A 25964-nucleotide genomic window follows, 5' to 3' on the forward strand; every position below is an offset into this window, starting at 1 on the left:
ACAATTCTGTATTGTTACGGGCGGACGCAAGGCCCGCCCCTACGGTATCTGATATCTCTCGTCCTGATATGCTGGACATCTGTCCAATTATTGTGGACATTTTTAATGTTCTATGCTATAATTATATCAGCCATGAAACCTCAAGATATATTAGTACTGCTAAAAATTCATTTATGGGCTTACGGCAGATGGACTGTCCGTGAGATAGCAGATTCTATTTTCATCAGCAAATCTGATGTTAGTTATGCTGTTAACCGGATGATAAAATCAAAATTACTTGATCCGGTTACTAATAAAGTAAAACTAAGGAACCTTGAGGAATTTATTATTTATGGTTTACCCTATGTATATCCTGCCGAACCGGGAGAAATTGCAAAGGGGATCCCAACTGCGTATTCCGCGCCGCCTTTAAAAGGAAATCTCATCTCCTCAAGCCAGGATATCGTTGTGTGGCCTTCCGAAGACGGTTTTTCAAAAGGTAAAGCGGTAAAGCCGCTGCATATATCTGTTCCCGGCGCCTCGCTCAAAGATTCAAGGCTGTATGAGATGTTCGTCCTTATTGACGCATTGCGTATAGGCAGGGCAAGAGATATTGAGATCGCGAAGAAGGAAATCCATAATAGATTGTCGGGTTTAAAATGAACTCAGATTTTGACCATGTTATCAGCATGCTGGAAACAGCGGAAGAAGCATTGCGCCCGCTTATAAATAAAGTTGTTTTTACCGGAGGGGTTATTGTTCCTTTATATGCTCCGCAATACAAAGAAGAAATACGGCTTACTGAAGACGTGGATGTTGTCATAGAGGTCACGGGAAGAATAGCATACAGCAGGCTTGAAAGTAAATTGAGGAAACTTGGCCTCAAGAATGATAGGTTCTCAAAAGTTATTTGCAGGTGGTCGTATAATGATGTTGTTATAGACGTAATGCCTACTGATGAAAAGATATTGGGTTTTACAAACATCTGGTATGAACAGGGCATGGAGAGGTCCGTTAAATACGTTTTGCCTTCAAAACACTATATTAATATGTTCGCTCTTCCTTATTTGATTTCTTCAAAATTAGAAGCGTTTAATAATAGAGCCAAGGGGGATTATAGGTTTAGCAAGGATATGGAAGATATAATATTCCTTATTTCATATTCAGACATTAAAGAATTATTTAACGCAGATAAAGATGTACGGGAATATATTGCATCTGAATTCAAAAGGCACATAAAAAACCTTGATTTTGTCGAAGTTCTCAGCGGATATTTTCATAAAGAACAAAGGCCTCGGGTTAAAAATGTAATGGATTTTATTAATAAAATGATTGTTGTTGGAACAAGTTAAGTGCAGCCCATCCTCGGGAGCCGGAGGGAGCGTCACTTAGCCGAGAATTTCCTGCCGGGGCGCACTACAAGCACCTGTCCGATTTGCAGTGCCCGGGCGTTTTTGATGTGGTTGTCCTCTTTTATCGCGGTAACGCTTGTTGAAAACTTCTTTGCTATCCTGCCCAGATAATCGCCTTTTTCCACGCGGTACTTAACAAAACCCCTTGAAGGGTTAAGCTCCTTTACCTGTGAGAGGTTTAGAAGGAAGGAATCTTTTGTCCCGGCCGGTATTTTTAAAATGAAGCCCGGGTAGCCGTGCGGCGTACACCACGCTTTTAGCGCAGGGTTAAGTTCTTTCAGCTCTGCGGCGCTAATATCTGCACACTTTGCAGCGACTTCCAGGTCCACTATGTTTTCAAGGCTTACCTCGTCATATTTCAGCGGTTTGTCGTAATGCAGGTCAAAACCGTATTTTTTCGGGTTATCGCCTATAAGCGTGCAGGCAATAAATTGGGGAACGTAGAGCTCAGTTTCTTTGGGCACGGCCCTTCTTTCGCTTATTTGTTCAATATTTGTAGCCTTTGAGAATTTAAGGTCTCGGGCAAGCCCGTACTCTCCGCGGTTGTATGCTGAAAGCGCCAGGTGCCAGTTGTCAAACATGTAGTAGAGGTTCCTTAAGTACCTGGCAGCAGCACGGGTAGATTTTACAGGGTCTTTACGTTCGTCTATCCAGTAGTTTACCCGCATGTCAAACTCCCGTGACCTTGACACCATAAACTGCCACAAACCAACTGCGCCGGCCCGGGAACGGTCGTTTACATTATATAAGCTCTCAACAACCGGCAGGTAAATAAGCTCGCGTGGAAGGCCGTACTCATTTAAGATCTTTTCAATCATGGGCCGGTAACGGCCGGAACGCTCAAGCGCTTTTTTTATCCTTTCTTTGCACTCGCCTTTGGAGTAAAGCTCCAGGTATTTCTGGACCTGCGGATTAGCAGTGTCCATAAAGATTTCGTATTGTGCCGCCTGCCGGGCTGTGGCTGTTGAATGGGTAAAAAGAGAGGAAAATTCCGTAAAGATTTTGTCCAGGCCGTCGCGTGACTGGTAGAAGGCGTATTCATCAAGACCACAGGATGAGAGCTCTTTAAGGGAGCCGGAGAAAAACTCGCGCGCTTTTTGTTTGTTGCCTTGCTCATAATATATGATCGCTTTTCTAAACTGCGCTTCGGAGCGTTTTATAGCTGAGCGGACGCTGTCAGGATATACCGGCACGGCCGCGGCCGGCGTTGAAACTATTACATTGTCTTCAAGCGAATTTTCCACAGCGGTTTCGTCCGACACAGCACCGGCCTGCGCTTGGGCGGCAGGCTCAATGGTACAGCTTTCCTGCAAGGCCTGGCTAAAGGCAGATACGTACGATAAGATTATCAGTAAAACAGAGAATAAAACCTTTAAAAGAATGTTTTTTTTCATATGGTTTTAAGAGCTTTTTTATATTTGATTTTTTACTGCTTCAATATTATGGATGATTCCGAATTTTTTGTCAACACATAAAACAATAAACTCTACACTTGAATAATATCGTTCAATCTTATATAATCTTTTTTTACCGATATATAAACAATTAATGTTCCTGCGGCAAAACTACGGGAACGTACAGTAAAAAATATAGAGGTTTTAATGAATAAAAATGATTTTAAAGAACTAGTCAAAGAACGGTGCCTTATCCTTGACGGCGCTATGGGTACGGAGCTTCAAAAGAGGGGGTCTCTTGACGGAGTAGGTGCTCCGGAAGAGCTTAATTTAAAGTATCCGGAACGGATAGCCGAAATACAAAAAGACTATCTTGAAGCAGGCTCGGACATTATCTTTGCGAACACTTTCGGCGCAAACAGGCATAAACTGGCGGACTATAACTTAACTGATAAACTTTTTGAGATTAACCAGGCAGGTATAAACAATTCAAAGAAACTTGCTAAAAAATACAATGCGTTTGTCGCAGGAGATATCGGGCCCATAGGCTCTTACCTAGAACCATTGGGAGCGACTACGTTTGATTCTGCCTATGAAATATTCGCTGAACAGGTCAAGGCTATCAACACTGCCGGGCCTGATCTTATGTTCATTGAAACCATGGCAGAGATACGCGAAGTTAAAGCTGCGCTTCTGGCTGTAAAAGATAACTTTAACGGGCCGGTTGTTGTGCAGATGACATTTAACACTGACGGTTCTACGGTTACCGGAACGGATATCCTGTCGTTCTTGTCCGTTGCAGAAGCAATGGGCGCTGATGCCGTCGGGCTGAACTGCTCAGTGGGGCCCAAAGACCTTTTAAAATTAGCTCATACCCTTACAAAGTATTCTAAGCTTCCCATTTCATTTAAACCAAATGCCGGTATGCCGAAACTAATCAATAGGCAGACGGTTTTCCCTGGCACCTGCAATGATTTTTTAAAAGCTTCTTTAGAAGCATACAAACTGGGAGTGAACCTGTTCGGCGGATGCTGCGGGACAACTCCGGAGTTCATCAAAGCGCTTGCATCAAAACTTAAAGGGAAAGAACCTAAGAAAAGAAATCCTAAGGATAGTTTCCTTGTCTCGTCCCGGGTAAAAGCACTCGACCTTTATAAAAAACCCTCGCTTTTTATTATCGGAGAGCGGATAAACCCGACAAACAGAAAAAAGTTTCAGGAAGAGCTTTCAAACGACAACTTCACGACTATCCGCAAAGAAGCACAGGAGCAGGTAAAGTCTGGAGCTGACATTTTAGATATTAATATGGGCGTACCTGGCCTTGACGAAGTAAACCTTATGAAAAAAGCCGTAAGCGAGATACAGGAAGTGGTAAGCGTCCCCTTGTGCCTTGATTCAAGCAACATCAGTGCGCTTGAAGCAGGGCTTAAAGAGTGTGCGGGAAAACCAATAATAAATTCCATAAACGGGGACGATGAAAACCTTAAACGAATCTTACCTTTAGCAAAAAGATACGGAGCAGCCCTTGTCGGCCTTTGTACTGACAAAAGGGGGATACCTGAAACGGCAAAACAAAGGCTCTCTATCGCAAATAAAATACGGGCTTATGCAAAAAAATATGGGTTTTCTCAAAATGAAATTATATTTGATTTTTTAACTTTGTCTGTCAGCGCAACTACCAAACAAAGCCTCGAGACCCTTAATGCTATTAAAAAAGCAAATAAACTTTGGCCAAAAAATAAAACCGTGCTCGGCGTTTCAAACATTTCCTTCGGTATGCCTAACCGCCAGGTTATCAATTCTACGTTCTTAAAGCTTGCAAAGGCTTCTGGTCTTAACATGGGGATATTAAACCCGAATGAAAACTGGAGAATAAATGATAGTTCCGCTAAAAACCTTCTATTAGCCAAAGATTCCGGCACTGAACGTTACATTAAAAAACACGGCTCTTTTAAGAAAGCAATCGAAGCCGTTCAAACCCTAGACATGCCAAGCGACAAGAAACTCTACACAGCTATACTGGAAGGCAACAGGGAAGAGATAACCGGTATACTTCAAGAGGTCATTGATAAAGGTTTTTCTCCTCTTCATATAGCAAACTTGATAATCCTTAAAGCCTTGAACGACGTGGGGGAAAAATTCAACAACAAGGAATACTTTCTTCCGCAAGTTATCCGCTGCGCGGAAGCAGCCCAGCTTGCTTTTAGCAAGGTAAAACCTATGCTGATAAAAGACACTTCTTTCGTAACAAACAAAATAGTTTTAGCAACGGTTAAAGGCGATGTTCACGATATAGGCAAGAATATAGTTTCGGTTGTATTTGAAAGCCATGGCTGGGAGGTCGTAGACCTGGGGAAAAACGTCGAGGCAAAGGCTATAGTTGAAACGGCAAAAAAGTTAAATAGCCACCTCATTGGCCTCTCAGCGTTAATGACTACGACTATGCTTGAAATGGAAAATGTTATAAAACTTAAAAATACGTTACAACTTAATTCTAAAGTAATAATCGGCGGCGCGCCCGTGACCAAGAAATTCGCCCAAGATATCGGCGCTGACGCTTATGCCAAAGATGCTGTCGAAGCCGTTGAGGTAGCTAAAAACTTGTTATAAAGATTTACTTATTTTTTCTTTTTCTTTTTTGCTTTTTTCTTAGCAGCCATTTATCTTCACCTCCTTTTTTCCATAAGAACATGGAAGTATCGGAATATTTAAAGTGATTTTTCCGCTGCAAGTATCGTGTTGTGCATCAGCATCGCTATAGTCATCTTTCCTACCCCGCCAGGTACAGGGGTAATATAACTTGCAATGTCTTTTACCTTATCAAAGTCCACATCGCCGCAAATGCCGTTTTGTGTCCTGTTTATACCTACGTCAATTATGACGGCTCCGGGTTTTACGAACTTTTCGTTGACATACCGTTCTTTTCCTATCGCTGCTACCAATATGTCTGCATTTTTAGATAATTTTTCTATAGCCTTAGTCTTTGAATGAGCCATAGTTACCGTTGCATTCAGTGAAAGAAGGAGCATCGCAATCGGTTTTCCAACAAGGTTCGAACGTCCTATTACAACGGCTTTTTTGCCGCTTACTCCTATATTATAGCCTTTCAACAAATAAACTATTCCTAAAGGAGTGCAGGGGATAAACAGTTTTTTCTTTTCTATTTCTTCCCACGATTTTGCGGAAACAAGCTGGCCCAGGCTGTGAGGGTGAAGCCCGTCAACGTCCTTTTCTGGGCTTATGCTTTCTATGCACACATCGCTTGAAAGGCCATTTGGAAGAGGAAGCTGCAAAAGTATGGCGTTTACTTCTTTTTTGTTGTTCAGCTCCTTAATCAGTTTTATTATATCGTTTTCGGTTGACGTATTTTTTAAATTATAGTTAAACGACTTTATCCCGAGTTCTTCGCAGGATTTTATCTTGCTTGCAACGTACACCTGGCTTGCCGGATCTTCTCCCACAAGTATAGTAGCAAGGCCGGGGATTATTCCTTTTTCCTTAAGCGCCTTTACCCGGATGGGTAATTTATCCTTTATTTCCTGAGATATTTTTTTGCCGTCTATCAGATTCATTTTAATTACTCAACTCAATGCAAATTGCATAATTATCAATTAGCATTGCAAAATACATTTTATTTTTCATTGCTAATTTTTCATTTTGCAATTATTTATTTTACCCATATCGGGTTCGAATATATCCACGGCTTATAAAATCCCAGTTTCTTTTGATAAATTTCAACTCTGTATATGCCGGCGTTTTCAATTTTTATTTCAATTCTCTTTGAAACTTCTTCTTTTATGATGCCGCCGTTACAAATTACCCTTATTTTTCCTTTAGAAGGAAGGAGAACTTCTAATTTAGTGTCTTCATTTAAAATATTTATTTCTCCGCCATAATATGCGCTGTTCTTTGAATTTTTTATGGAAAACACAAAACCGCCTGTTTTATTCCATCTTTCCTGGCATACATATAAGCTAAAAGACTTTATGGCACCATAAATTTGTTCTTTTGCTCTTTCATAATCATTATTTAAAGCTTCGTTTAAGACTAAATGGGTCCTTATGGTAGAGAACGCAAAATCAAACGGGAATATCTTAAAAAATAATCCGAAATATTGTTTTTTTGAGTTATGGTTGTCTATTTCGCCATAACCTGAGATTTTCCGGGTTTTATTAAGCTCGTCCCACCTGAAAAGAGTTTCATTCTTAGCGCCTTTTAGTACCCAAGCCGGGAATATATATGAAAATAAGGCTTTTAAAACCGACGTCAGATTTTCCTGCCAGTCGGTCATCAGGTCCCATATGCTCATCGCAGTATAGCCTTCAACCGACCAGTCTATCCACGGATAATCTTTTATCCTGAACTTTTTAGCGCCTGTGTGGTCAGGATGGGCTATAAACCCGAAACCACCCTGCATTTGTACCTTATCTATGTAACTTTGAGGTTCATTGCAATCTTTTTGCGCTAATACCGGTTCTTTTATGTTAAAAGCAAGGTAATGGTTATACCTCGGGGATATCTCTTCTCCGACTAGAACAAGCACGCCGTCATGCCAGCCTTCCCAGCCTTCTTTCAACGCCTCCAGGCTGAAATGGTCTGTTATGATAATAAACTTCAAGCCGTTTTTCTTTGCGCTTGACACTATATCTTTAACGCCGGTATTCCCGTCAAAAGAATATTGAGTGTGTATATGAATGGCGCCCGGGTAATCAAACCTGTTTTTTTCAAAGATCATATATCAAATATCAATTTTGTGCTGTATCCATTTTTCGTTTTCACTATTTTTATATTATGATAAGTAACGGCTTTTATCTCCCGGCTGAAATGTGATCCTTCTAACAGCTTTCTTGCTGTGGCCTCTGCCTTTAATGACCTTTCTGTCAGCTCTATTAACCTGTAACTTGTAAAAATCACTCTTTTTGAATATATAATATAAAGAAGTTCGTTAAGCCATTGTACAATTAGGCCTTCATAAGAATTTCCCTTTAGCTTAATCTTAACCTTTAGCTTTCTCTTATTAATCCGTATTTTCAGATAATCGTTGAGCCCTTTTGCCGCATTTTCAAAGACCTGCCGTATATTTTTTCCACAAACCCGCATACCTGCGTCTGCCGTATGCGAAAAAAAAGAGAACTTTTTATTTTTCCTTGCTGTTTCCGTTACCATTGCCGTTTTCATTTTCTTCTGCTATGACTGTAGTAATGGCGGCCAGTTTATCGCCTTCATCAAGCCTTACAAGCCGCACGCCCTGGACGTTCCTTCCGATTATGGAAACAGCTTTGCAAGCAAGCCTGATAGTAATGCCTTTTTCTGTCATAAGCATCACCTCGTCTCCATCAGTTGCCTTTTTTATGCCTATTACGTTGCCGTTCCGTTCGGTTGTTTTCATATTCCTTACGCCTTTGCCGCCCCGGGACTGAAGCCTGTACTTGGATATCTCTGTTCTTTTGCCAAAACCGTTTACCGTAGCCGTTAAAAACACATCTTTCTGCGTTACAGCTTCCATTCCTATTACTTTATCGCCTTTTGCAAGCCTTATGCCTCTTACACCCCTGCCTCCACGGCCTATAGCCCGCACCTCTTTTTCTTTGAACCTTATCGCCATACCGAATTGCGTGGCAACGACAACTTCGGAATTCCCGTCTGTATGTTTTACTTCTATTAAAAGGTCGCCTTCATCAAGCCCTATGGCTATGATCCCGCCGCGCCTCGGATTAGCAAACTCCGATAACGGGGTTTTTTTTATGGTACCCTGCACAGTGCACATCAAAAGATAGTTTTCTTTTTCTTCTTCGAACGATTTTATGGGAATAGCGGCGGTTACTTTTTCGTCCGGGCTGGAAAGCTGTACCAGGTTAGCAGCGGCTTTGCCTTTTGCGGTTCGTCCGCCTTCCGGTATTTCATAGACCTTTATCCAGTAGACCCTGCCTTTATTGGTAAATAAAAGCATGAATGCATGCGTGTTCGTAGTAAAGAAGTTCTCCACAAAATCTTCTTCCCTTGTTGTCATACCTGTAATGCCTTTTCCTCCGCGCCTCTGGGCCTTGTAAGTAGTTACAGGAAGCCTTTTCATATACCCAGCATGAGAAAGGGTGACTACAACATCTTCTTCCTGGATTAGGTCTTCGATGCCGAGTTCAACTGTTTTGCTTACTATCCTTGTCTTTCTTTCATCTCCATATTTTTCTTTTATCGCAAGAAGCTCTTCCTGCACTATTTTTAAAATCTTTTTTGCATCCGCGAGTATAGACTTTAATTTTTCGATCAGTTGAATTATCTCTAAATACTCATTTTCTATCTTTCTTATCTCAAGGCCGGTAAGCTGCTGCAGTTTCATGTCAAGGATAGCCTGAGCCTGTATTTTGCTCAATTTAAATTTATCCATCAATTTTGTGCGCGCTGTCTCTACGTCCTTGGATTCCTTGATGGTTTTTATTACGGCGTCAAGATGGTCAAGGGCTATCTTTAACCCTTCTAAGATATGCGCCCTTGCTTCGGCTTTGTTAAGCTCATATTTAGTCCTTTTTATTATTACGTCTTTTCTGTGTTCCACAAAATAGTGGATCATCTCTTTCATGTTAAGGACTTTCGGGTTATTGTTTACAAGGGCAAGCATGATAACACCGAATGAAACGGCCATCTGGGTATGGTTATAAAGCTGGTTTAAGACTATCTGTGGGTTTCCTTCCCTTTTAAGCTCTATTACCATGCGTATGCCGTCTCTGTCGGATTCGTCCCTTAAGTCCGATATATCGGTTATCTTTTTATCCCTGACAAGATCGGCTATAGTCATTAAAAGCTGGGCTTTATTCACCTGATAGGGAATTTCTCTTACGATTATAGCTGATTTCCCGCTTCTTATTTCTTCTATATCGGCTTTTGCCCTTATTCTTATCGAGCCTCTGCCGGTCTCAAAATAATCTTTTATTCCTTCTCTGCCATAAATTATCCCGGCTGTGGGAAAATCCGGGCCTTTCATTATTTTAATAAGTTCATTTATTTCTATTTCCGGGTTATTAATATAAGCTATAGTCCCGTCAACGACTTCGGTAAGGTTGTGGGGCGGCATATTTGTTGCCATGCCTACGGCTATGCCAGATGAACCGTTTACAAGGAGATTTGGTAATTTTGAAGGAAGCACGGTAGGCTCGGTTAGGGAACCGTCGTAGTTCGGAGTGAAGTTAACTGTCTCTTTGTCGATATCGGCCAGGACTTCTTCGGTTATCAACTGCTGCCTGACTTCCGTGTACCTCATTGCAGCAGCCGGGTCGCCGTCAACACTTCCGAAGTTTCCCTGACCCTGAACCAAGGGATACCTAAGTGAAAAATCCTGAACCATTCTTACCATAGCCTCATAAACAGATGAATCGCCGTGAGGGTGGTATTTGCCAAGGACATCGCCTACGACCCTTGCGCTTTTTTTGTATGCCGTGTTATGCCTTAAACCCATTTCCTTCATGGCAAAGAGTATTCTTCTATGGACAGGTTTAAGCCCGTCCCTGATATCAGGCAGAGCTCTGCCTACGATCACGCTCATAGCATAATCAATGTATGAAGACCTCATCTCGTCTTCTATGTTGCGCGGCGCTATATTGGGGTCTAAAGGAGTTTCAGGAATTTCTTTGGCTTCTTTACCTGCCGGCGTTTCGTTCCTATCTCCGGGAGTTTCCGGTATTTCCGGTTTGTCATCGTTTTTCTTTGCCATTTTTTTCTTCCTTTTTATAATTAGTAGTTCTATACGCTAAACGCTATTCGCTCTACGCTATAATTTATACATCTAAATTTCTTACATCAAGGGCGTGAGTTTCTATGAAAAGCCTTCTCGGCTCTACTTTATCTCCCATGAGCGTTGTAAAAATTCTATCAGCTTCTATGGTATCTTCAAGCGTAACCTGTAGGAGTTTCCTGTTTTTTGGGTTCATCGTAGTTTCCCACAATTGCTCCGGGTTCATTTCTCCCAGGCCTTTATACCTTTGTATGCTCGCGCCCTGCCTGCCAAGGTCTTTTATCTTTTCGACTATCTCGTTCATGCTGAAAAGGTCATAAGTTTCGTTGGCGGCCTTGAGATGATAGGTGGGTTTTTCCGTGCTTTCTCCGTAATTCGTCATATCCAGACCTGAATCTTCCAGCTTTTTTGCCAGCACGTCTATCCTGGGCAGTTCCCAGAGGTCTTCTTTAACTTTATCTCCCAGGTCTTCCGTTACTTCAAGCGGCAGTTCTCCTTCGGCCTTAATAGCCTGCTCTTTCCGTTTCAAGTATTCGAGTTTAAAATTTTTCCATTCCTTATCCGAGAATATGTACAAGGGTTTGCTGTCCTCATAATTATCTATCCTGTAAAGGGGTAGTTTGCCGTTTTCTTTGAATTTCATATAATCCTTCCACCCTACTTTTTTCCTGCGCAGTTTCTTTACAAGCCCGTCCAGCTCGTTTATATAACGAAAGACATTTTCAAGTTTTTTGTCGTCAAAAGAAGCGACTTTCTTGCCCTGCTTTGAGATAGAAAGCTCTACGCCTTCAGAGCCCTCTTTAAGAAGGAACTCTTCCATATGCTCTTCCGTGTGCAGATACATTTCTTTTTTGTTCTTTTTTACTTTAAAAAGCGGCGGCTGAGCTATGTATATATATCCTTTGGAAAGAAGCTCGGACATTTGCCTGTAAAAGAATGTCAGAAGAAGCGTCCTTATGTGGGCTCCGTCAACATCGGCGTCTGTCATTATTATTATTTTATGGTATCTTGTTTTTAAAATATCAAATTCTTCCTGTCCTATGCCTGTGCCTATGGCTGTAATCAAAGTCCTTATCTCATCATTGCCCAGCATTTTTATGAGCCTTGACTTTTCAACGTTCAGGATCTTTCCTTTCAATGGAAGTATCGCCTGAAAAGACCGGTCCCTTCCCTGTTTTGCCGAACCGCCCGCTGACTCTCCTTCGACTATATAGATCTCGCACTTTTCCGGGTCGCGTTCCGAACAGTCTGCAAGCTTGCCAGGTAACGATGCTGAATCAAGCGCACCTTTTCTGCGGGTCAGCTCCCTTGCTTTGCGGGCGGCTTCGCGAGCTTCTGCTGCTATTATGGCTTTTTCTATTATCTTGTTCGATACTGAGGGGTTTTCTTCAAGGAAGGAAGAAAGGGCGCTGTCTACTATGGATTTTACGGTACCTTCCACTTCAGAGTTTCCAAGCTTTGTCTTTGTCTGGCCTTCAAACTGCGGGTTTGGCACCTTGACCGATATTACGGCGGTCAGCCCTTCTCTTACGTCATCTCCCGAAAGAGATATGCCTTTTCCTTTGGTAACCTCGTTTTTACTTATATAATCATTTATGACCCTGGTCAGAGCAGAGCGAAAACCCGAAAGGTGCGTTCCACCTTCTATGGTGTTTATATTGTTCACAAAAGTGAATATCTGTTCGTTATAAGCATCGTTGTATTGTATGGCAACTTCCACTATTACATCGTCTTTTTCTTTCGAGAAGTATATGGGTGTAGGGTGAAGCGGGTTCTTGTTCGCATTTAAAAACTTAACGAAGGTTACTAGCCCTCCTTCGTAATTAAAAGTGTGTTCTTTGTCTTCCCTCTCGTCTATTATCGTAATACGCGTATCGGCATTTAAGAAAGCTAGTTCCCGCAAGCGGTTTGAAAGTATGTCAAAAGAGAATGTTGTAGCCGTCATGATCTGCGGGTCAGGCTTAAAAGTTATCTTTGTGCCGCGGTCGTCAGACTTGCCTGCGACCTTTACCGGTTCCTGGGGCACGCCGCGCTTATAGGTTTGAGTGTATATCTTGCCGTCTCGGTAAACTTCCACTGTCATTATCTCGGATAAAGCGTTCACGCAGGACACGCCCACTCCGTGAAGGCCGCCCGAGACCTTGTACGCGTTATGGTCGAATTTGCCACCTGCATGCAGTTTTGTCATCACTATTTCAAGCGCTGATACATTTTTATACTTAGGATGCGGCTCAACAGGTATGCCGCGGCCGTCATCTATTACGGTGCAGGAATTATCAGGATGTATTATTACATCTATGGTCTTGCAATAACCGCCCAGGACTTCATCTATCGAATTGTCCACTACTTCATAGACCAAATGATGCAAGCCTGCAGAGCCCGTAGAGCCGATGTACATGGCAGGCCGTTTCCTGACAGCTTCAAGCCCTTCTAATACTTGTATTTTTGAAGCGTCGTATTTTTTGCTGTCACTGATATTTTCTTCTGTAGATTTTTCCATCTAATTAACTCCCTCAATTTTTTAGCGTAGAGCGCATAGAGTTTAGCGTATAGAAAAAACTAAAGCACAATGTCTTTTCTTTCTACTATCCGCTCTACGCTATCCGCTAAACGCTAAGTATTTATTTTTTTAATTCGAATTTTATATCTTTTACTACTTTTTCTTTTCCGAAATACTGATTTATTTTTTTTATTATATCAGTTTTACGCAAAGTCATTTCCTGGAATACCGAACTTGACGAAACTTCTACTATCAATTTTCCTTTTTTTACAGCTGCAAGGCTCGCATATTTCGACATGGGCCCGATTTCTTTATCCCAGACCCTGATTACCGTATATGTTTTTTCATTAAGCCCTAACTGGTTTTTTATGATGTTGACTATTGCATTTGCCTGGGTAAAAGCCATATTTATCTTTGATATAAATTTAAAATGAAAAATTAATGTGTCCCGCTTTGCGGGACTATTAAATTATTCGCCAAAGGCGAATACAACAATTTTGCATTTTGCAATTTTAATTTTGCATTGAAGTTAGCCACCATAGATCAGGCTAACTTAAGAGTTACAGCCGCATCGGCATCACGACACAGATATAATTTTTATCGTTTACCGGCCTTACGACCGCGGGATTAAGCGAGCTGGTAAGCTCAAAATACAATTCATCTTCATCTATATTTTTAAATATGTCTATTAAAAAGGACGGGTTAAAAGCTATCTCAAGTTTTTGCCCTTTATAATCTATATCCAGCTCTACTTCACCTGAGCCTAAACCCGCTGCAGAGGCCGATATCCTTAAAACATTGTTGGCAAAAAAGAACTTTACTATAGAGGTTTTGTCCGACACAAGCAAAGCCATCTGCCTAACAGCCGAAAGTATGTTTTTTGTATTAACTTTTATCTGCGATTCAAATTTTTTTGGGATAACTTGCTCATAATTAGGGAATGTTCCTTCGATCAGCCTTGATATTATTGTTATAAGGCTGAATTGAAAGGCTATCTGATTTTCAGTTAAACCTATTTTTACTTCTTCTTTTTCATCATCACTGGCCAGTACTCTCTGTAACTCGTTCACGGCTTTTGATGGAATAATAGCTCTCCTTTCGATTTTTTTGTCCATCCCGCTTTTATATATATAAGAAAGTCGCCTGCCGTCAGTTGCGACCATTTTAAGATTCTCTTCCTCTAAAATGAGGTAAACTCCGTTTAAGACATACCTTGTTTCGTCCATTGAAGCTGAGAATACAGTCCTTCTCAACATTTTCTTAAGCACCGGTTGTGATACCGTAAAGGCCCCTTCTTTAGGGAAAGAAGGTAGAACCGGGTAATCCGCTTTAGGAAGGCCCATAAGGACAAAATGTGATTTTTCGCATTTTATGTTTATTTCGTTCGATTCATCGGTTTTTATTTCTATATTTTTATCATCGTTCAATTCCCTCACTATATCACTGAACCTTTTTGCAGGTATGGTAATGCTTCCTTCTTTCACTATTTCGCCTTTTATGAAGCAGGATACCCCTACCTCCAGGTCGGTTGATGATAGTTTTATAGTCTGCCCTTCCGCTTCCATTAAAAAATTAGACAATATAGGAAGAGTACTTCTTGGAGAGACTATGGTTTGAACTATTTGAGTCCCTTTTACCAGTTCCCCCTTTGAACATATTATTTTCATTATATCCTCCTGTTTATAGAATAGAAAAGTCGTAGTCGTAATAGCAATTGTATACTGTCTATAACTTTATCCGGCATTTTATAAACTGTACTGTATATAGGAAACCTTAAAGAACTTAAAGCATAACTTCATGTGTATAATAATTATAATCTATTCACAATATACACAGATATTTTTATTGCGCACAGAAATAAACACTACTCCACATCTTTTCCCGTACGAATTTCCTGGCTGATCTGGTTAATCTTTGCTATAAAATAAGGGTCACTGCCCATTCTGGCTTTTATTTTATTACAGGCATGCATGACAGTGGTATGGTCTTTGCCGCCGAAAGCCTCGCCTATTTCTGTGGTAGAAAATTCATCGGTCAAGGTCCTTGCCAGATACATCGCTATCTGCCTTGGGAAAGCCACCGCATCTGTGCGTTTTTTTGATTTCATATCTTTTACATCAAGGTTAAAATGCTTTGCTACTATCTTTTGTATCCTGTCTATCGTAATAGGCATTGCATCTTCAGGCGGCCGTACTACATCCCTTAATATTTTTTGTACAGAGTCTACTGTCAAAGGGGTCCCGGTAAAAGCAGAAAAAGCAGTTATTCTTAAGAGCGACCCTTCGAGTTCCCTGATATTTGATTTGACCTGTGTCGCGATATATAAAATGACATCATCAGGTATGTATAAATGCTCCGCTTCAGCTTTTTTTCGTAAAATAGCTATCCTTGTCTCAAGATCCGGCGGCTGTATGTCAGCTATAACACCCCATTCAAAACGGGATATCAAGCGGGGTTCAAGAGTGGGAAGTTCTTTGGGCGGCCTGTCGGATGTAATGACTACCTGTTTTTTCGAATCATAAAGAGTGTTAAAAGTATAAAAGAACTCTTCCTGAGAACTCTGTCTCCCTACCAAAAACTGTATATCATCTATCAAAAGGCAGTCGACATTCCTGTATTTGTTCCTGAAAGAAGCCGGTTTTTCAAACCTAAGAGAATCTATGAATTCGTTGATGAATTTTTCACTTGTTACATAAAGGACTCTCAAAGAAGGGTTGTTTTTACATATATAATTGCCTATACCGTGCAGAAGGTGCGTCTTGCCAAGGCCGACCCCGCCGTATATAAACAAAGGGTTAAACTGCCTGCCGGGCATTTTTGAGACAGCTTCGCAGGAAGCGTGGGCAAAACGGTTCGATGCTCCTACGACAAAATTATCGAACGTATATTTCGGATTAAACTGTTCCTGTGAAAACTCTTTTGAAGCATGCTGAGGTACAGCAGGTTCCAGGATATCTTCGACTTTTTTTAATATAGATGTAAGGTCCTGCATCTCTTGGAACTCTAACTTTACATCGCCCTGTATTTCTTCGCTGAGGATCTTTTCTATATTGTTTTTTTGGTAATTCTTTATCCAATCAGAAAAATATTTGTTCGGAACCTGAAGCAAGAATTTTCCATTTTCTGCTGAAATAGGCCTTAAAGGAATTATCCACAAATTAAAGGATTCCTGGCTCATTTGGCCCTGCAGGTTTTCCACAACTTTTTTCCATAGCTTTTCCACATTATTCATATGTTATCCCCAACGTTATCCACAAATGTGTATAACTTTTATTACTAGATTTATTTTATTTTCTAAATCTATATTTTTACCATATTTTATTATCTACTGTATTTCAATTACTTCAAAAGTTTACATTTTTTTAACAGAAAAGTCAAGTCTTTGAAAGCATCTATTGAAAGGTTTTCAGGCCGCAAGGTGGGATCAATATCGGCTTGTTTTAAGACAGCTGAAATAGCGGGTTTTTCGCAAGCTAAAGCATTTGAAAGGGAATTAAGGATGGTTTTTCTTTTTTGGGAAAAAGAAAGCTTTACTACTTTAAATAAATCGATGTCCGGCTCTAGGGGAAATTTATTGGTTATTTGTAAAACTACAGAATCGACCAAAGGTTTTGGAAAGAACAAGTCGGGGCTGCACTTAAATAATATGCGGCACTCTGCATAGTACTGGCAGAATATTGATAAAAAGCCATACGCGCTGTTGTCCTTGCCGGACACTATCCGTTCCCCGACTTCTTTCTGGACCATAAATATTGCGGTAGTCCAGGTCTTTTGGGGTAAAAGCTTTTGCAGGATTGCAGTTGCTATGTAATAAGGAAGGTTTGCTACTAATTTTATATTGCCCGGCCGGTCAGGTATTTTATAATCTAGGAAATCTTCATTTATAATAGTTACATTATTAATATTTTTGAATTTGTCTTTTAAACGTATACTTAATTTTTTATCAATTTCTATTGAAATAAGAGAATTAACCTTGGGGGCAACAAAGCCAGTCAAGATCCCTTTTCCCGGCCCTATTTCAATTACATTATCGTCTGGCCCAAGGCTTGCAGCGTTAACGATCTTTATTGCCGTATCTTTATCGATTAAAAAATTCTGGCCTTTTGGCTGGCGCATATTATTTGCCTAGGCAAAATTTTGAGAAAATATTCTCAAGGATTTCGTCTGTTATATTTTCTCCGGATATCTCGCCCAGATGATTCAAAGCTTCCCTCAGATTAAAAGCTATGAGCTCTTCGCTTTCGCCTGTATTGACAGAAGTCAGGGCAGTATTTAAATCAGATTTAGCCGATCTTAAAGCGTCCAGATGCCTTTCATTAAGCAGGAACGGCTCATCGGCCAGATTATTGTCTTTTTTAAAATTTGCAAGAATAGCCTCTTCTATTTGTTCAAAACCGGATTTTTTTAGTGCCGATAGTTTAATCACCTTCATTTCCCGGCAAAAAATCTTTTTTAACTCTGTTTCATCAAGCTTTAAAGGCAGGTCTGTCTTGTTTAAAACAGGAACCACGCTCTTTTTGTCTTTTAAAGGGGAAAGTATGTCCCAGATATATTTATCTTCCGGCCCTAGTTCAGTTGAAGAATCCAAGATCCATAAGACCATATCTGCAAGTTTGATGCAGTCCTTAGCTCTTTCCTGCCCGATCCTTTCCGCCGGATCTGGGGCTTTTTCTCTTAACCCGGCCATATCTGTTATTACGACAGGTATACCTTTTAAATCGATGGTTTCTTCAATAGTGTCCCTTGTTGTCCCGGGGTATTCGGTAACTATAGCTCTTTCTTTTTCCAATAGAACATTAAAAATAGACGATTTTCCAGCGTTCGGTTTTCCTATTATGGAAACCTTTAAACCGTCTCTTAAATAGCTTTCTTTTAAAGCTGATTTTTCTATGACGTTAATTTCTTGGATTAAATATTTTATGACAGCTGCTATTTCTTTATCAGTAATGAACTTTATTTCTTCTTCACAATGGTCAAGGGAGGCCTCAATATCGGACAGGAGGCCTATTATCTTTTTTCGCCAGGAACTGATCTTCTCAAAAAGACTTCCCTTTAACTGGTTTATACTTGCCTGTGCTGCTAAAACAGTTTTACTTGCTATAAGGTCCTGAACCGCCTCGGCTTTTGTCAGGTCCATTCTGCCGTTTACAAATGCCCTGAAAGAAAACTCACCCGGGGCAGCAAGCCTGGCGCCGTTTGCCAGGCAAAGCGCTAATATTTCCTTTAAAACAATAGGCCCTCCGTGAGCGGATATTTCTATAATATCTTCTCCGGTATAGGAATGCGGTGCTTTAAATACGGCTACAACGACTTCATCAATAAGTCTTTCTTTGTCGCGAATAAAACCGTAATGCAGGGTATGGGACCTTGCTGCGAAAATTGGATTGTCAACCGCAGGTTTGTCAGCCGCAGGCTTAAAAAACGATTCGATGATCCTGACAGCATCCGGCCCGCTTAAACGAATTACACCGAGGCCGCTTTGCCCAAGAGGAGTAGATATTGCGGTTATGGTATCTGTGGAATTTTGATACATAGAAGAGGAAACGATAGTGCAAAATGCAAAGTGAAAAATGAAAAATTAAGGTGTCCCGCTCTGCGGGACTATTAAATTATCCCGCAAAGCGGGATACAACAATTTTACATTTTACAATTTTCATTTTGTATTTAAGTTAAAATGCTTTTAGCAGCCTTAACTTGCTTAATGGGTAGTTATATTGGAAACAGCAAGAAGTTATTTTTTCAGTTTAATGACCACTTTCCTGAAGGCGCCTTCTCCTTCAGAAAAACTTTCAATATCGGTGCTATTCTTTAAAGAAATGTGTATGATTCTTCGTTCCTTGGAGGACATCGGTTCAAACCTGTAGGGTTTACCCGTGCGTTTTACTTCCGCTATAGCTTTATCTGCCATTGCATTAAGCCTTTCTTCCTGCTGTTTACGGTAACCCTCTGTTTCAAAGATTATTCTTGTCCTGGTCTCTTCATTCTTGTTCACCATGAGGTTCAAGACATGTTCCAAAGCATCGAGCGTTTGCCCGTTCTTGCCGATTATAAACCTGCTGTCAGTAGATTTAACGTTTACCAGCACCCCTTCGTCTGTTTGAGATGTATCTATCTTTGTAAAGGAAAGCCCCATAAATTTTATTATATTCTCGATATACTCTTTTGCTTTTTCCTGTGCCTGCGCATAGTCCACACCGGATGCAGAAGTACCTTTTATAATGAGTTTTACTCTGGCTGGCTTATTACCCATTAGGCCGAACAAACCTGTAGCCCCTTCATTTAATATCTTGACGTCTACTTTATCCCTAGAAACCCCGAGTTTCCCGAGCCCTTCTTCTATAGCTTCTTCTATGGTTTTACCTTCAATTTCTATCTCAGACATTACCTACCTCCTCTTGGCGTAACATAATAAAATATTGTTCTATCATAGATATCATGCTGTTTGTAAGCCAGTACAATACAAGGCCTGACGGAAATTTTAAGAACATAAAAGTAAACACCACTGGCATTAAATACATCATTTTTGCCTGTGTCGGGTCAGCGCTTACAGAGACCATCTTCTGCTGGAACAGCATCCCTATGCCCATTACGACAGGAAGGATATAGTAAGGGTCATGCACTGACAGGTCTTTTATCCAGAATATCCAGGGAGCACCCCGCAATTCGTAAGTTGTTCTTAAGGCATTGAATAAAGCCCAGAAAATAGGGATCTGAAGCAGCATCGGCAGACAGCCGCCCAGGGGATTTACCTTCTGGGTCTTGTACACATTTAGCATTTCTATATTAAGCCTTTTCGGGTCACTCTTAAATTTTGTCTGTATTTCTTTTATCATCGGGTTTAGTTTCTTCATAGCGGCCTGAGCTTTAAAACTTTTTATAGTCAGGGGAAAAACTATTATCTGAATAACTACGGTTAAAAGTATTATAGACCAGCCAAAATTAACTGTTAAACGGTAAAAGAAGTTTAAAACTTCCAAAGCGATCTTGCTTAAGAAGCCAAACATCCCGAAATCAATCGTATTTTCAAAGCCTATATTCAAAGCTTTTAAAGAGCTAAGCAATTTCGGACCGAGATAAAAATCCACGGAAATACTAACAGTCCCGTCACCTGAAAACTTCTCTTTAGACAATATTAAAGAAGGAGGCTCTTTTTTGCCGCTTTTAGATACAATTATTTTGTCAAAACCTTTATCATTTTCTGGGATTATTGCAGATAAAAAATACCGGTTATCTAAAGCAGCCCATTTATAACCGGGAAAGTCATATTCTCCGATTTTTAAATTTTCCATCTTTTTTAAAGCGTCAACAGGATATGCTAAAGCACGTGTTAATTTTATGTTCTCATCCTTATCCGTTTCGTCTGTACCAAGCCCCTGGCCGATAAGTATTTTGAAAGGGGTATTAGTGTCTATTTTTAAGTTTTGGATATATGTATCAGAAAGAGTATAGGTTTTTGTTATTTTCTTGTTTTGGGGAAGTTGTGCGGCAAAAATTATTTTTTTTGGTGTCTGCTCAACGATTTCAAAATTAATATCATTGAATGTAGAGAACATTAAAAGGTCTTCAGATAAGCTAAGATCTATTCTTCTGGACATATTCTCTTTTAGTACCCAGTGCTTTATAGCAGCGCCTCTGGTTGTAAATACCGCATGGTATTTGTTTGTATCTATAGTAATTTCTTTTTCAGCTATTTCTTTTACAGGTGTTTTTGGTTGTTGGCTGAGGAGCTCCGGTTTTATGTTTTGCTGTCCTTGGGTTTCCTTGGCTTGCTCGGTTTTGCTCAAAGGCTGGGGCGCTACTGCGTGCTGCTGCGGATAAAATGTCCACCATAGAATAAGGAATAAAGTTGATAAAACTATAGCTAAAAAAGTGTTTTTTTCCATGGTTATATTTTGATCGAAAAGTTATTACATTTTTTGATTTCCGGTACAGGGTCAACGCCTCCCTTAGAAAAAGGGTGGCATCTGGATATCCTTAAAAACCCAAGCCAAGTACCGGTCAATACGCCGTATCTTTCTACAGCTTCATGCGTATAGCAAGAACAGCTCGGATAAAATCTGCAGTGTGCAAATCCTATGCTTGAAATTTTCTGATAAACGGTAATAATGTAAAGTAATATTCTTTTCACTTTTTATATTCTTTTTTCAAAAGCTTGTGCTTTCTCAAGTAAACCTAAGACAAGGTCACGCAGTTTTTCAAAATTCAGGTCAATGGCATCTTTTTTAGGGATAAAAACAATATCCAGGCCCCGGGCCATACTGTATTTGTTCAATCTGAAGATCTCTCTAAGCCGTCTTTTTAACCTGTTGCGGTGCGCAGCGATACCCAGTTTACCGCTTGTTACAAGGCCCAGCCTTGTCAAACCTTCAGAATCTTTTCTTTTGTAAATGTATATAAAAATAGCCGGATGAACCAGCTTCCGGCCTAAACTTATAGCTTGTTTAAAATCCTTCTGGCTGTGAAGCCTTTCTTTATATCTAAAAGTAAACCCCGTTAGATCCTTGTTTATATTATCATTAAAAGACATTTTTGATGTGTTTAATCTTCATAGAAACATCTAACGGGAGCATAAAAACAATCATCAAGCAGATAAAGTCTTGCGGCCTTTAGATCTTCTACGGCTTAAAACTCCGCGGCCGCCGCTTGTGCTCATCCGGGCTCTAAACCCGATCGCTTTTTTTCTGCGCCGAACGTTCGGCTGGAATGTACGTTTAACCATATATACCCTCTAATTTGAATTTGTCAAAATGTGGGCTTAATTATACACAATAATAGCTCAAGTGTCAAATATAAACTGGCGAATGAAAATAAAATAAAGTTTACATTTGACCGGTATAGATCTGGCGTAAATCCACAAAGAATTTGGCTGCCGCGGCTGACTTATAGTCCGGGTATGTCCAGGGGAGGTGGGTAAACTGTTTGTTTTGATAAATCATTGTAATTTCAGCATGAATCCCATTTTTTAAGTATATCCTGTGGCTATAATCTTTGGTTGAAGCAAGCACTATCTTTGACAAAGCAAGGTATCCCGGGTCAAGGTTGATCTGCCTGTTTGAGCTGTTTAAAAAGTTATTTTCTATATTGTTTGTTTCTGTTTTTACATTTGAGAGCTCTTCCTGCTCAATAAGCTTTTCAAAACCTACCCATTGCCGGAGGAGGCCGGTGCCCATTTCTTTTGCATAATAATCAGTAAAATCAAACGGTACAACGGGGCTTTTAATATCCATTGTACCCCAGTTAGATATTAAAAACGGTTCAGTTTTTTCAATAAGGTCTTTTGACCTTGAGATCATCCCGATAAATAACTTTACAGGTTTATAAGTTGTTATCCTGCCCATGGGCCTTCTCCGTATCAAATACCTTGGTGTAATCAAAACCAATATACCACCTGTAAATAAAAAAATAAGACAAAGAATTTTCGGTTAAGTTGTTCCCTATCGTGTCAAGGAATATATGCTGTGCAAGCCCTAGGCTTAAGCCTAAGAGCAAAGGGCTTTTAGTCAGATAGACCACTACGGCAAAAACAATTAGAAGCTCATAAGAATGCAGGAAAAGAGTTAATACTTTAATCCTGTATTTGTCGCAAACTTCGATAAAATGACGGACGTCAAGGCTCCCCGGATACTGCCTCCAATAATCTATTAAATGGTCGAGGTCAAGGAATATACCTGCGACAAATGAAGAAACAGAAATGACAGGCGATTTAGTTATAACATAAACGCCGGAACTAAAAACACTTGAAACAATTAGATGGCTGGGGATTTTCATAAAACACTCTGTATGGATTTAAAGAGTACTGCTGCAAGCTCTTTAGAGGTTTTTAATACTTCTTTTGAAGGCTTATGCCCGTATTTTAAAACTTTAGGCTGTACGCCGAGGATAAAAGCCTTACAATTTAAAGACCTCTTCATATAATCGACTAATATTTTTAAAGGAAGCTGATGGGTTGAAAAAGATATGCCTGCGGCCATATCCGGATCGATCAGGCCTATTGTCCCGGGTTTTTTCCCGAGCTCGCAGGAATCTATAAGCACCAGGTGCGAAGGCTTATAGCTTTTTATTTCTCCGGTAAGGTTCTCAGGGGCAGTGTTCCCCAAAAATATTTTTACATGCCTTGAGAGTTTTTTTGACCTTCTTAATTTACTGCCCAGTTCCTGTCCGACAAGCATGCCTGAGGCATCGTCGGCACGCAGCTCTGAACCTATGGCCAGGACGGCGATTTTTTCGGCGCCAAAAAACCTGGTTTTAAGTATCTTGCTTAGGTTCATAGCTATTTTCATATTTTTACTTTAAGTTTCTTGTGGTCTAAGGAAGCAAGCTCGAACTCTCTTGTTGCCTCGAGGGCTTTTTTCATGCAGGAATCAACGCATTGGGCGCAATAAAGGCATTTATCAAGATCAACTATAGCTTCAAATTTTTTTTCTGCCGGTTTTTGAGGTTCTGCCCCTGCCGCATTTTGAGCCGCGGGCTGTCCGACGTTTACGATCGTGATGGCATTGCTTGGGCAGTCCTTCATGCATAATTTACAGCCGATACACCTTTCCTGGTAAAATTTAAGTTTTCCCCTGAATTTGGCCGGTTTTTCAATTTTTATAAAAGGGTACATGGAAGTAGCCGGCTTTTTGAAAAAAGAACATATGACTTTAAGGAACATCCTGCCCGGGCGTATCATTTTAAAAAGACCTCTTTTATTATCAAATTCAAGAATAGCTGAAGGATCGCAAGCGGTGCAAGGACTTTCCAGCAAAGTTCCACCATCTGGTCTATCCTCAAACGCGCAACGATTGTACGGAATATCGCAAGTATCGCTATCATAATAAGCATTTTAAATAAAAATATCAAAAAACCGATAACAGGATTAAAGCCTAATCCGAACGGGAAAAATACTGCGGCAAGTAATGCTGATATGACTATTAACTCGGAACTTATAGTCATTCTAAACAGTGCAAGCAGCCTCCCGCCGTATTCCGTGAACGTTCCCGCTACTATTTCAGTCTCTGCTTCGGGTATGTCAAAAGGCACTTTTTCAAGCTTGCCCTGAGCCGATATCACTGCAATAATAAAAGCAGGGATATTTAAAAGGCATAACAACGGGTTTTTAGAATAAAATTCCGTTACAGCGCTTAAAGTCCAGGTATCCGCTAAAAGAGCAGGGCTTAAGATACTTAAGAACAAGAGCACTTCATAGGCAAACAATTGAGTTAGGGTGCGCACGGCGCCGAGCATAGAGTATATGGAAGTTGAATACCAGCCGGCAAGGAAAAAAGTAAGGGTCGGGATAGTGAGCAGATAGATTATTACAATAATATCGCAGTTAAAAGCAAATAATGCCTTTGTATGCCATAAAGGTATGTAAAGAAAAGCCGTGATTACAGAGCTCAAAGAAACGACCGGCAAAATCTTGATTATTTTCGGTTCGGCATCAGCCGGGATTATCTCTTCTTTGGCAAGGAGCTTTATGAAATCAGCAACAGGCTGGAACCAGGGAGGCCCTACCCTGTTTTGTAACCTCGCGTAGAACTTCCTGTCCAGGTATTCTGCGATAAAGCTTATAGTGCCCAGGAAAAGAAACCCCGGAAATATAAAAATCTCAAATAATTGATTAATCATGTCAGTAACCATTGCAAATTGAAAAGTGCAAAATGCAAAATGTAAACCTTGACTTTTTTAATATGTCCCGCAATTTTTCATTTTTCATTTTGCAATTTTATTTTTGATAAGTCTATCCCTTCATTTTTTTTGTACCATTCGATACTGTATTTTCTTAAGTCTTTCCATTCGATGAGTCCCCTGGTTTTTTTACCGTCTTTTACAGCTATCGTTGTCCTGTCAGTGCATGAAAAACACGGGTCAATGGCTGCTATAACTATAGGTACGTCTGCCAGGTACCCGTTTTCAAGCATCTTTGCTACGGCCTGTACGTTTGCAAGAGTAGGAGCGCGGACTTTGACCCTTTCGGGTTTATCGCTGCCGTTTGATTTTATGTAATGCATATCTTCTCCTCTTGGCGCTTCGCACCTTGAAACAGCCTCACCAACAGGTATCCTTCTGGGAGCTTTAACCGTAATAGGCCCGTCAGGAATATTCTTTACTATCTGCCGGATCATATTGTACGATTCCAGAAGTTCGCCTATCCTTACTAAAGTCCTGCCGTAAACATCGTTATGATTGTCTGTTATTACCTTAAATGATATTTCACCGTATGCGGCGTACGGGTCATCGCGGCGAATGTCCCTGTCAACATTTGAAGCCCTGGCTGTAGGGCCTACAGCGCCGAGTTTAACTGCGTCTTCATGGGAAAGTTTTCCTACCCTTGAAAGCCTTTTTGCAAGGGTTACTTCCTGGGTAGCGACCTGCGCATAATACTTTGTTTCCTCTTCAAGTTTATCCACGGCTACAAGGATATCTTTTATCTGGTCTTTTGTTATATCCCTTCTTACTCCGCCTATAGTGTTTATGCCATAATTCACGCGGTTCCCGGTAAGCATGCTTAAGAGGTCCATCACTATTTCCCTGTCGCGCCAGGTGTACATCAAAAGAGTATCGAACCCGACCTCGTGGCCCGCTACGCCAAGCCACAAAAGATGGCTGTGAAGCCTTTCAAGCTCTCCTACGAGAGAGCGTATATAAAGAGCCCGTTTGGGCACTTCTAACGCAGCTATGTCTTCGACACATTGCACATAACAGCTGGAATGTGAATGAGAACAAATACCGCAGACTCTTTCTAAGAGATAAATGTTCTGTATATAAGTCCGGGACTCCGCAGCCTTTTCTATGCCGCGGTGGTTGTACCCCAATTTCAGGGTCATGTGGACTATCTTTTCGCCGTCTAGCGTAATATTAAAACTTGCCGGCTCTTTTAAAGCCGGGTGCTGCGGCCCTATTGGAATAGTTACTTTAGCCATATAAAACTCCTTACTTCAGGTAGAAGGTAGACGGTAAATGGTAGACGA

General features: G+C 40.6%; 25 protein-coding genes. 3 read left to right on the top strand and 22 right to left on the bottom strand.

Annotated features, from left to right (window positions below):
- Positions 1-105: 105 nt before the first annotated feature.
- Complete coding sequence (locus tag LHV68_10115; GenBank protein MCB4792224.1) at positions 106-642, top strand: MarR family transcriptional regulator; 537 nt, start codon at positions 106-108, stop codon at positions 640-642.
- Positions 639-1331 (top strand): hypothetical protein, encoded by a 693-nt coding sequence (locus LHV68_10120; protein ID MCB4792225.1) that lies wholly within the window; start codon positions 639-641, stop codon positions 1329-1331. The genes LHV68_10115 and LHV68_10120 overlap by 4 nt, the downstream gene beginning before the upstream one ends.
- A gap of 32 nt (positions 1332-1363) precedes the next feature.
- On the opposite strand, the gene LHV68_10125 is transcribed toward LHV68_10120, so the two are convergent.
- A complete protein-coding gene (locus LHV68_10125) occupies positions 1364-2785 on the bottom strand; it encodes a transglycosylase SLT domain-containing protein (protein ID MCB4792226.1) in 1422 nt (473 codons plus the stop codon).
- A 207-nt stretch (positions 2786-2992) separates the two neighbouring features.
- Between LHV68_10125 and LHV68_10130 the strand changes: the two genes are divergently transcribed.
- Complete coding sequence (locus LHV68_10130) at positions 2993-5395, top strand: homocysteine S-methyltransferase family protein (protein MCB4792227.1); 2403 nt, start codon at positions 2993-2995, stop codon at positions 5393-5395.
- 98 nt (positions 5396-5493) lie between these two features.
- On the opposite strand, the gene LHV68_10135 is transcribed toward LHV68_10130, so the two are convergent.
- The 21 genes from LHV68_10135 to LHV68_10235 form a co-directional block, all read right to left on the bottom strand.
- Positions 5494-6357 carry a bifunctional methylenetetrahydrofolate dehydrogenase/methenyltetrahydrofolate cyclohydrolase gene (locus tag LHV68_10135; GenBank protein MCB4792228.1) on the bottom strand — a complete coding sequence of 288 codons (864 nt, stop codon included), beginning with the start codon at positions 6355-6357 and terminating at the stop codon, positions 5494-5496.
- Between the two features lie 95 nt (positions 6358-6452).
- Complete coding sequence (locus LHV68_10140) at positions 6453-7520, bottom strand: CehA/McbA family metallohydrolase (protein ID MCB4792229.1); 1068 nt, start codon at positions 7518-7520, stop codon at positions 6453-6455.
- The gene (locus tag LHV68_10145) at positions 7517-7963 is read right to left on the bottom strand and encodes an archease (protein MCB4792230.1); all 447 of its coding nucleotides are present in this window, start codon (positions 7961-7963) and stop codon (positions 7517-7519) included. Before LHV68_10145 ends, LHV68_10140 begins: the two co-directional genes overlap by 4 nt.
- Positions 7923-10490: a DNA gyrase subunit A gene (gene gyrA, locus LHV68_10150; GenBank protein MCB4792231.1), complete on the bottom strand. Its 2568-nt coding sequence runs from the start codon at positions 10488-10490 to the stop codon at positions 7923-7925. The genes LHV68_10145 and gyrA overlap by 41 nt, the downstream gene beginning before the upstream one ends.
- Positions 10491-10554: 64 nt before the next feature.
- Positions 10555-13011: a DNA topoisomerase (ATP-hydrolyzing) subunit B gene (gene gyrB / locus LHV68_10155; protein MCB4792232.1), complete on the bottom strand. Its 2457-nt coding sequence runs from the start codon at positions 13009-13011 to the stop codon at positions 10555-10557.
- A 121-nt stretch (positions 13012-13132) separates the two neighbouring features.
- Positions 13133-13417 (bottom strand): DUF721 domain-containing protein, encoded by a 285-nt coding sequence (locus LHV68_10160; protein MCB4792233.1) that lies wholly within the window; start codon positions 13415-13417, stop codon positions 13133-13135.
- Positions 13418-13571: 154 nt separating this feature from the next.
- Positions 13572-14678, bottom strand: coding sequence for a DNA polymerase III subunit beta (dnaN, locus tag LHV68_10165; GenBank protein MCB4792234.1), 1107 nt, complete (start codon positions 14676-14678; stop codon positions 13572-13574).
- 197 nt (positions 14679-14875) lie between these two features.
- Positions 14876-16243: a chromosomal replication initiator protein DnaA gene (gene dnaA / locus LHV68_10170; GenBank protein MCB4792235.1), complete on the bottom strand. Its 1368-nt coding sequence runs from the start codon at positions 16241-16243 to the stop codon at positions 14876-14878.
- Between the two features lie 107 nt (positions 16244-16350).
- Positions 16351-17127, bottom strand: coding sequence for a 16S rRNA (adenine(1518)-N(6)/adenine(1519)-N(6))-dimethyltransferase RsmA (rsmA, locus tag LHV68_10175; protein ID MCB4792236.1), 777 nt, complete (start codon positions 17125-17127; stop codon positions 16351-16353).
- Between the two features lies 1 nt (position 17128).
- Positions 17129-18544: a tRNA uridine-5-carboxymethylaminomethyl(34) synthesis GTPase MnmE gene (gene mnmE, locus LHV68_10180; protein ID MCB4792237.1), complete on the bottom strand. Its 1416-nt coding sequence runs from the start codon at positions 18542-18544 to the stop codon at positions 17129-17131.
- A gap of 198 nt (positions 18545-18742) precedes the next feature.
- On the bottom strand, positions 18743-19393 hold the full coding sequence (locus LHV68_10185; GenBank protein ID MCB4792238.1) for a protein jag: 651 nt from the start codon (positions 19391-19393) through the stop codon (positions 18743-18745).
- Positions 19386-20894, bottom strand: a complete 1509-nt coding sequence (gene yidC / locus LHV68_10190) for a membrane protein insertase YidC (GenBank protein MCB4792239.1) — start codon at positions 20892-20894, stop codon at positions 19386-19388. The genes LHV68_10185 and yidC overlap by 8 nt, the downstream gene beginning before the upstream one ends.
- A 2-nt stretch (positions 20895-20896) precedes the next feature.
- A complete protein-coding gene (gene yidD / locus LHV68_10195; protein MCB4792240.1) occupies positions 20897-21139 on the bottom strand; it encodes a membrane protein insertion efficiency factor YidD in 243 nt (80 codons plus the stop codon).
- Positions 21140-21142: 3 nt separating this feature from the next.
- The gene (gene rnpA / locus LHV68_10200) at positions 21143-21538 is read right to left on the bottom strand and encodes a ribonuclease P protein component (protein ID MCB4792241.1); all 396 of its coding nucleotides are present in this window, start codon (positions 21536-21538) and stop codon (positions 21143-21145) included.
- A 54-nt stretch (positions 21539-21592) separates the two neighbouring features.
- Positions 21593-21730: a 50S ribosomal protein L34 gene (gene rpmH / locus LHV68_10205; GenBank protein MCB4792242.1), complete on the bottom strand. Its 138-nt coding sequence runs from the start codon at positions 21728-21730 to the stop codon at positions 21593-21595.
- 100 nt (positions 21731-21830) lie between these two features.
- Positions 21831-22349, bottom strand: a complete 519-nt coding sequence (locus tag LHV68_10210) for a DUF4416 family protein (protein MCB4792243.1) — start codon at positions 22347-22349, stop codon at positions 21831-21833.
- Positions 22327-22779 (bottom strand): hypothetical protein, encoded by a 453-nt coding sequence (locus tag LHV68_10215; GenBank protein ID MCB4792244.1) that lies wholly within the window; start codon positions 22777-22779, stop codon positions 22327-22329. The genes LHV68_10210 and LHV68_10215 overlap by 23 nt, the downstream gene beginning before the upstream one ends.
- On the bottom strand, positions 22776-23291 hold the full coding sequence (locus LHV68_10220; protein MCB4792245.1) for a hydrogenase 3 maturation endopeptidase HyCI: 516 nt from the start codon (positions 23289-23291) through the stop codon (positions 22776-22778). The genes LHV68_10215 and LHV68_10220 overlap by 4 nt, the downstream gene beginning before the upstream one ends.
- A complete protein-coding gene (locus LHV68_10225; protein ID MCB4792246.1) occupies positions 23288-23683 on the bottom strand; it encodes a 4Fe-4S binding protein in 396 nt (131 codons plus the stop codon). The genes LHV68_10220 and LHV68_10225 overlap by 4 nt, the downstream gene beginning before the upstream one ends.
- Complete coding sequence (locus tag LHV68_10230) at positions 23680-24621, bottom strand: NADH-quinone oxidoreductase subunit H (GenBank protein MCB4792247.1); 942 nt, start codon at positions 24619-24621, stop codon at positions 23680-23682. The genes LHV68_10225 and LHV68_10230 overlap by 4 nt, the downstream gene beginning before the upstream one ends.
- A gap of 77 nt (positions 24622-24698) precedes the next feature.
- Positions 24699-25916, bottom strand: a complete 1218-nt coding sequence (locus LHV68_10235) for a nickel-dependent hydrogenase large subunit (GenBank protein ID MCB4792248.1) — start codon at positions 25914-25916, stop codon at positions 24699-24701.
- Between the last annotated feature and the right edge of the window lie 48 nt (positions 25917-25964).

The sequence above is a fragment of the Candidatus Liberimonas magnetica genome (genome assembly GCA_020523885.1).
Lineage (GTDB): Bacteria > Elusimicrobiota > Endomicrobiia > Endomicrobiales > JAFGIL01 > Liberimonas > Liberimonas magnetica.

Excerpts from the sequence above, each read along its gene's own strand:
- LHV68_10115 (MCB4792224.1), top strand. The coding sequence starts at position 106 with ATGTTCTATGCTATAATTATATCAGCCATGAAACCTCAAGATATATTA.
- LHV68_10120 (MCB4792225.1), top strand. The coding sequence starts at position 639 with ATGAACTCAGATTTTGACCATGTTATCAGCATGCTGGAAACAGCGGAA.
- LHV68_10125 (MCB4792226.1), bottom strand. The coding sequence starts at position 2,785 with ATGAAAAAAAACATTCTTTTAAAGGTTTTATTCTCTGTTTTACTGATA.
- LHV68_10130 (MCB4792227.1), top strand. The coding sequence starts at position 2,993 with ATGAATAAAAATGATTTTAAAGAACTAGTCAAAGAACGGTGCCTTATC.
- LHV68_10135 (MCB4792228.1), bottom strand. The coding sequence starts at position 6,357 with ATGAATCTGATAGACGGCAAAAAAATATCTCAGGAAATAAAGGATAAA.
- LHV68_10140 (MCB4792229.1), bottom strand. The coding sequence starts at position 7,520 with ATGATCTTTGAAAAAAACAGGTTTGATTACCCGGGCGCCATTCATATA.
- LHV68_10145 (MCB4792230.1), bottom strand. The coding sequence starts at position 7,963 with ATGAAAACGGCAATGGTAACGGAAACAGCAAGGAAAAATAAAAAGTTC.
- gyrA (MCB4792231.1), bottom strand. The coding sequence starts at position 10,490 with ATGGCAAAGAAAAACGATGACAAACCGGAAATACCGGAAACTCCCGGA.
- gyrB (MCB4792232.1), bottom strand. The coding sequence starts at position 13,011 with ATGGAAAAATCTACAGAAGAAAATATCAGTGACAGCAAAAAATACGAC.
- LHV68_10160 (MCB4792233.1), bottom strand. The coding sequence starts at position 13,417 with ATGGCTTTTACCCAGGCAAATGCAATAGTCAACATCATAAAAAACCAG.
- dnaN (MCB4792234.1), bottom strand. The coding sequence starts at position 14,678 with ATGAAAATAATATGTTCAAAGGGGGAACTGGTAAAAGGGACTCAAATA.
- dnaA (MCB4792235.1), bottom strand. The coding sequence starts at position 16,243 with ATGAATAATGTGGAAAAGCTATGGAAAAAAGTTGTGGAAAACCTGCAG.
- rsmA (MCB4792236.1), bottom strand. The coding sequence starts at position 17,127 with ATGCGCCAGCCAAAAGGCCAGAATTTTTTAATCGATAAAGATACGGCA.
- mnmE (MCB4792237.1), bottom strand. The coding sequence starts at position 18,544 with ATGTATCAAAATTCCACAGATACCATAACCGCAATATCTACTCCTCTT.
- LHV68_10185 (MCB4792238.1), bottom strand. The coding sequence starts at position 19,393 with ATGTCTGAGATAGAAATTGAAGGTAAAACCATAGAAGAAGCTATAGAA.
- yidC (MCB4792239.1), bottom strand. The coding sequence starts at position 20,894 with ATGGAAAAAAACACTTTTTTAGCTATAGTTTTATCAACTTTATTCCTT.
- rnpA (MCB4792241.1), bottom strand. The coding sequence starts at position 21,538 with ATGTCTTTTAATGATAATATAAACAAGGATCTAACGGGGTTTACTTTT.
- rpmH (MCB4792242.1), bottom strand. The coding sequence starts at position 21,730 with ATGGTTAAACGTACATTCCAGCCGAACGTTCGGCGCAGAAAAAAAGCG.
- LHV68_10210 (MCB4792243.1), bottom strand. The coding sequence starts at position 22,349 with ATGGGCAGGATAACAACTTATAAACCTGTAAAGTTATTTATCGGGATG.
- LHV68_10215 (MCB4792244.1), bottom strand. The coding sequence starts at position 22,779 with ATGAAAATCCCCAGCCATCTAATTGTTTCAAGTGTTTTTAGTTCCGGC.
- LHV68_10220 (MCB4792245.1), bottom strand. The coding sequence starts at position 23,291 with ATGAAAATAGCTATGAACCTAAGCAAGATACTTAAAACCAGGTTTTTT.
- LHV68_10225 (MCB4792246.1), bottom strand. The coding sequence starts at position 23,683 with ATGATACGCCCGGGCAGGATGTTCCTTAAAGTCATATGTTCTTTTTTC.
- LHV68_10230 (MCB4792247.1), bottom strand. The coding sequence starts at position 24,621 with ATGATTAATCAATTATTTGAGATTTTTATATTTCCGGGGTTTCTTTTC.
- LHV68_10235 (MCB4792248.1), bottom strand. The coding sequence starts at position 25,916 with ATGGCTAAAGTAACTATTCCAATAGGGCCGCAGCACCCGGCTTTAAAA.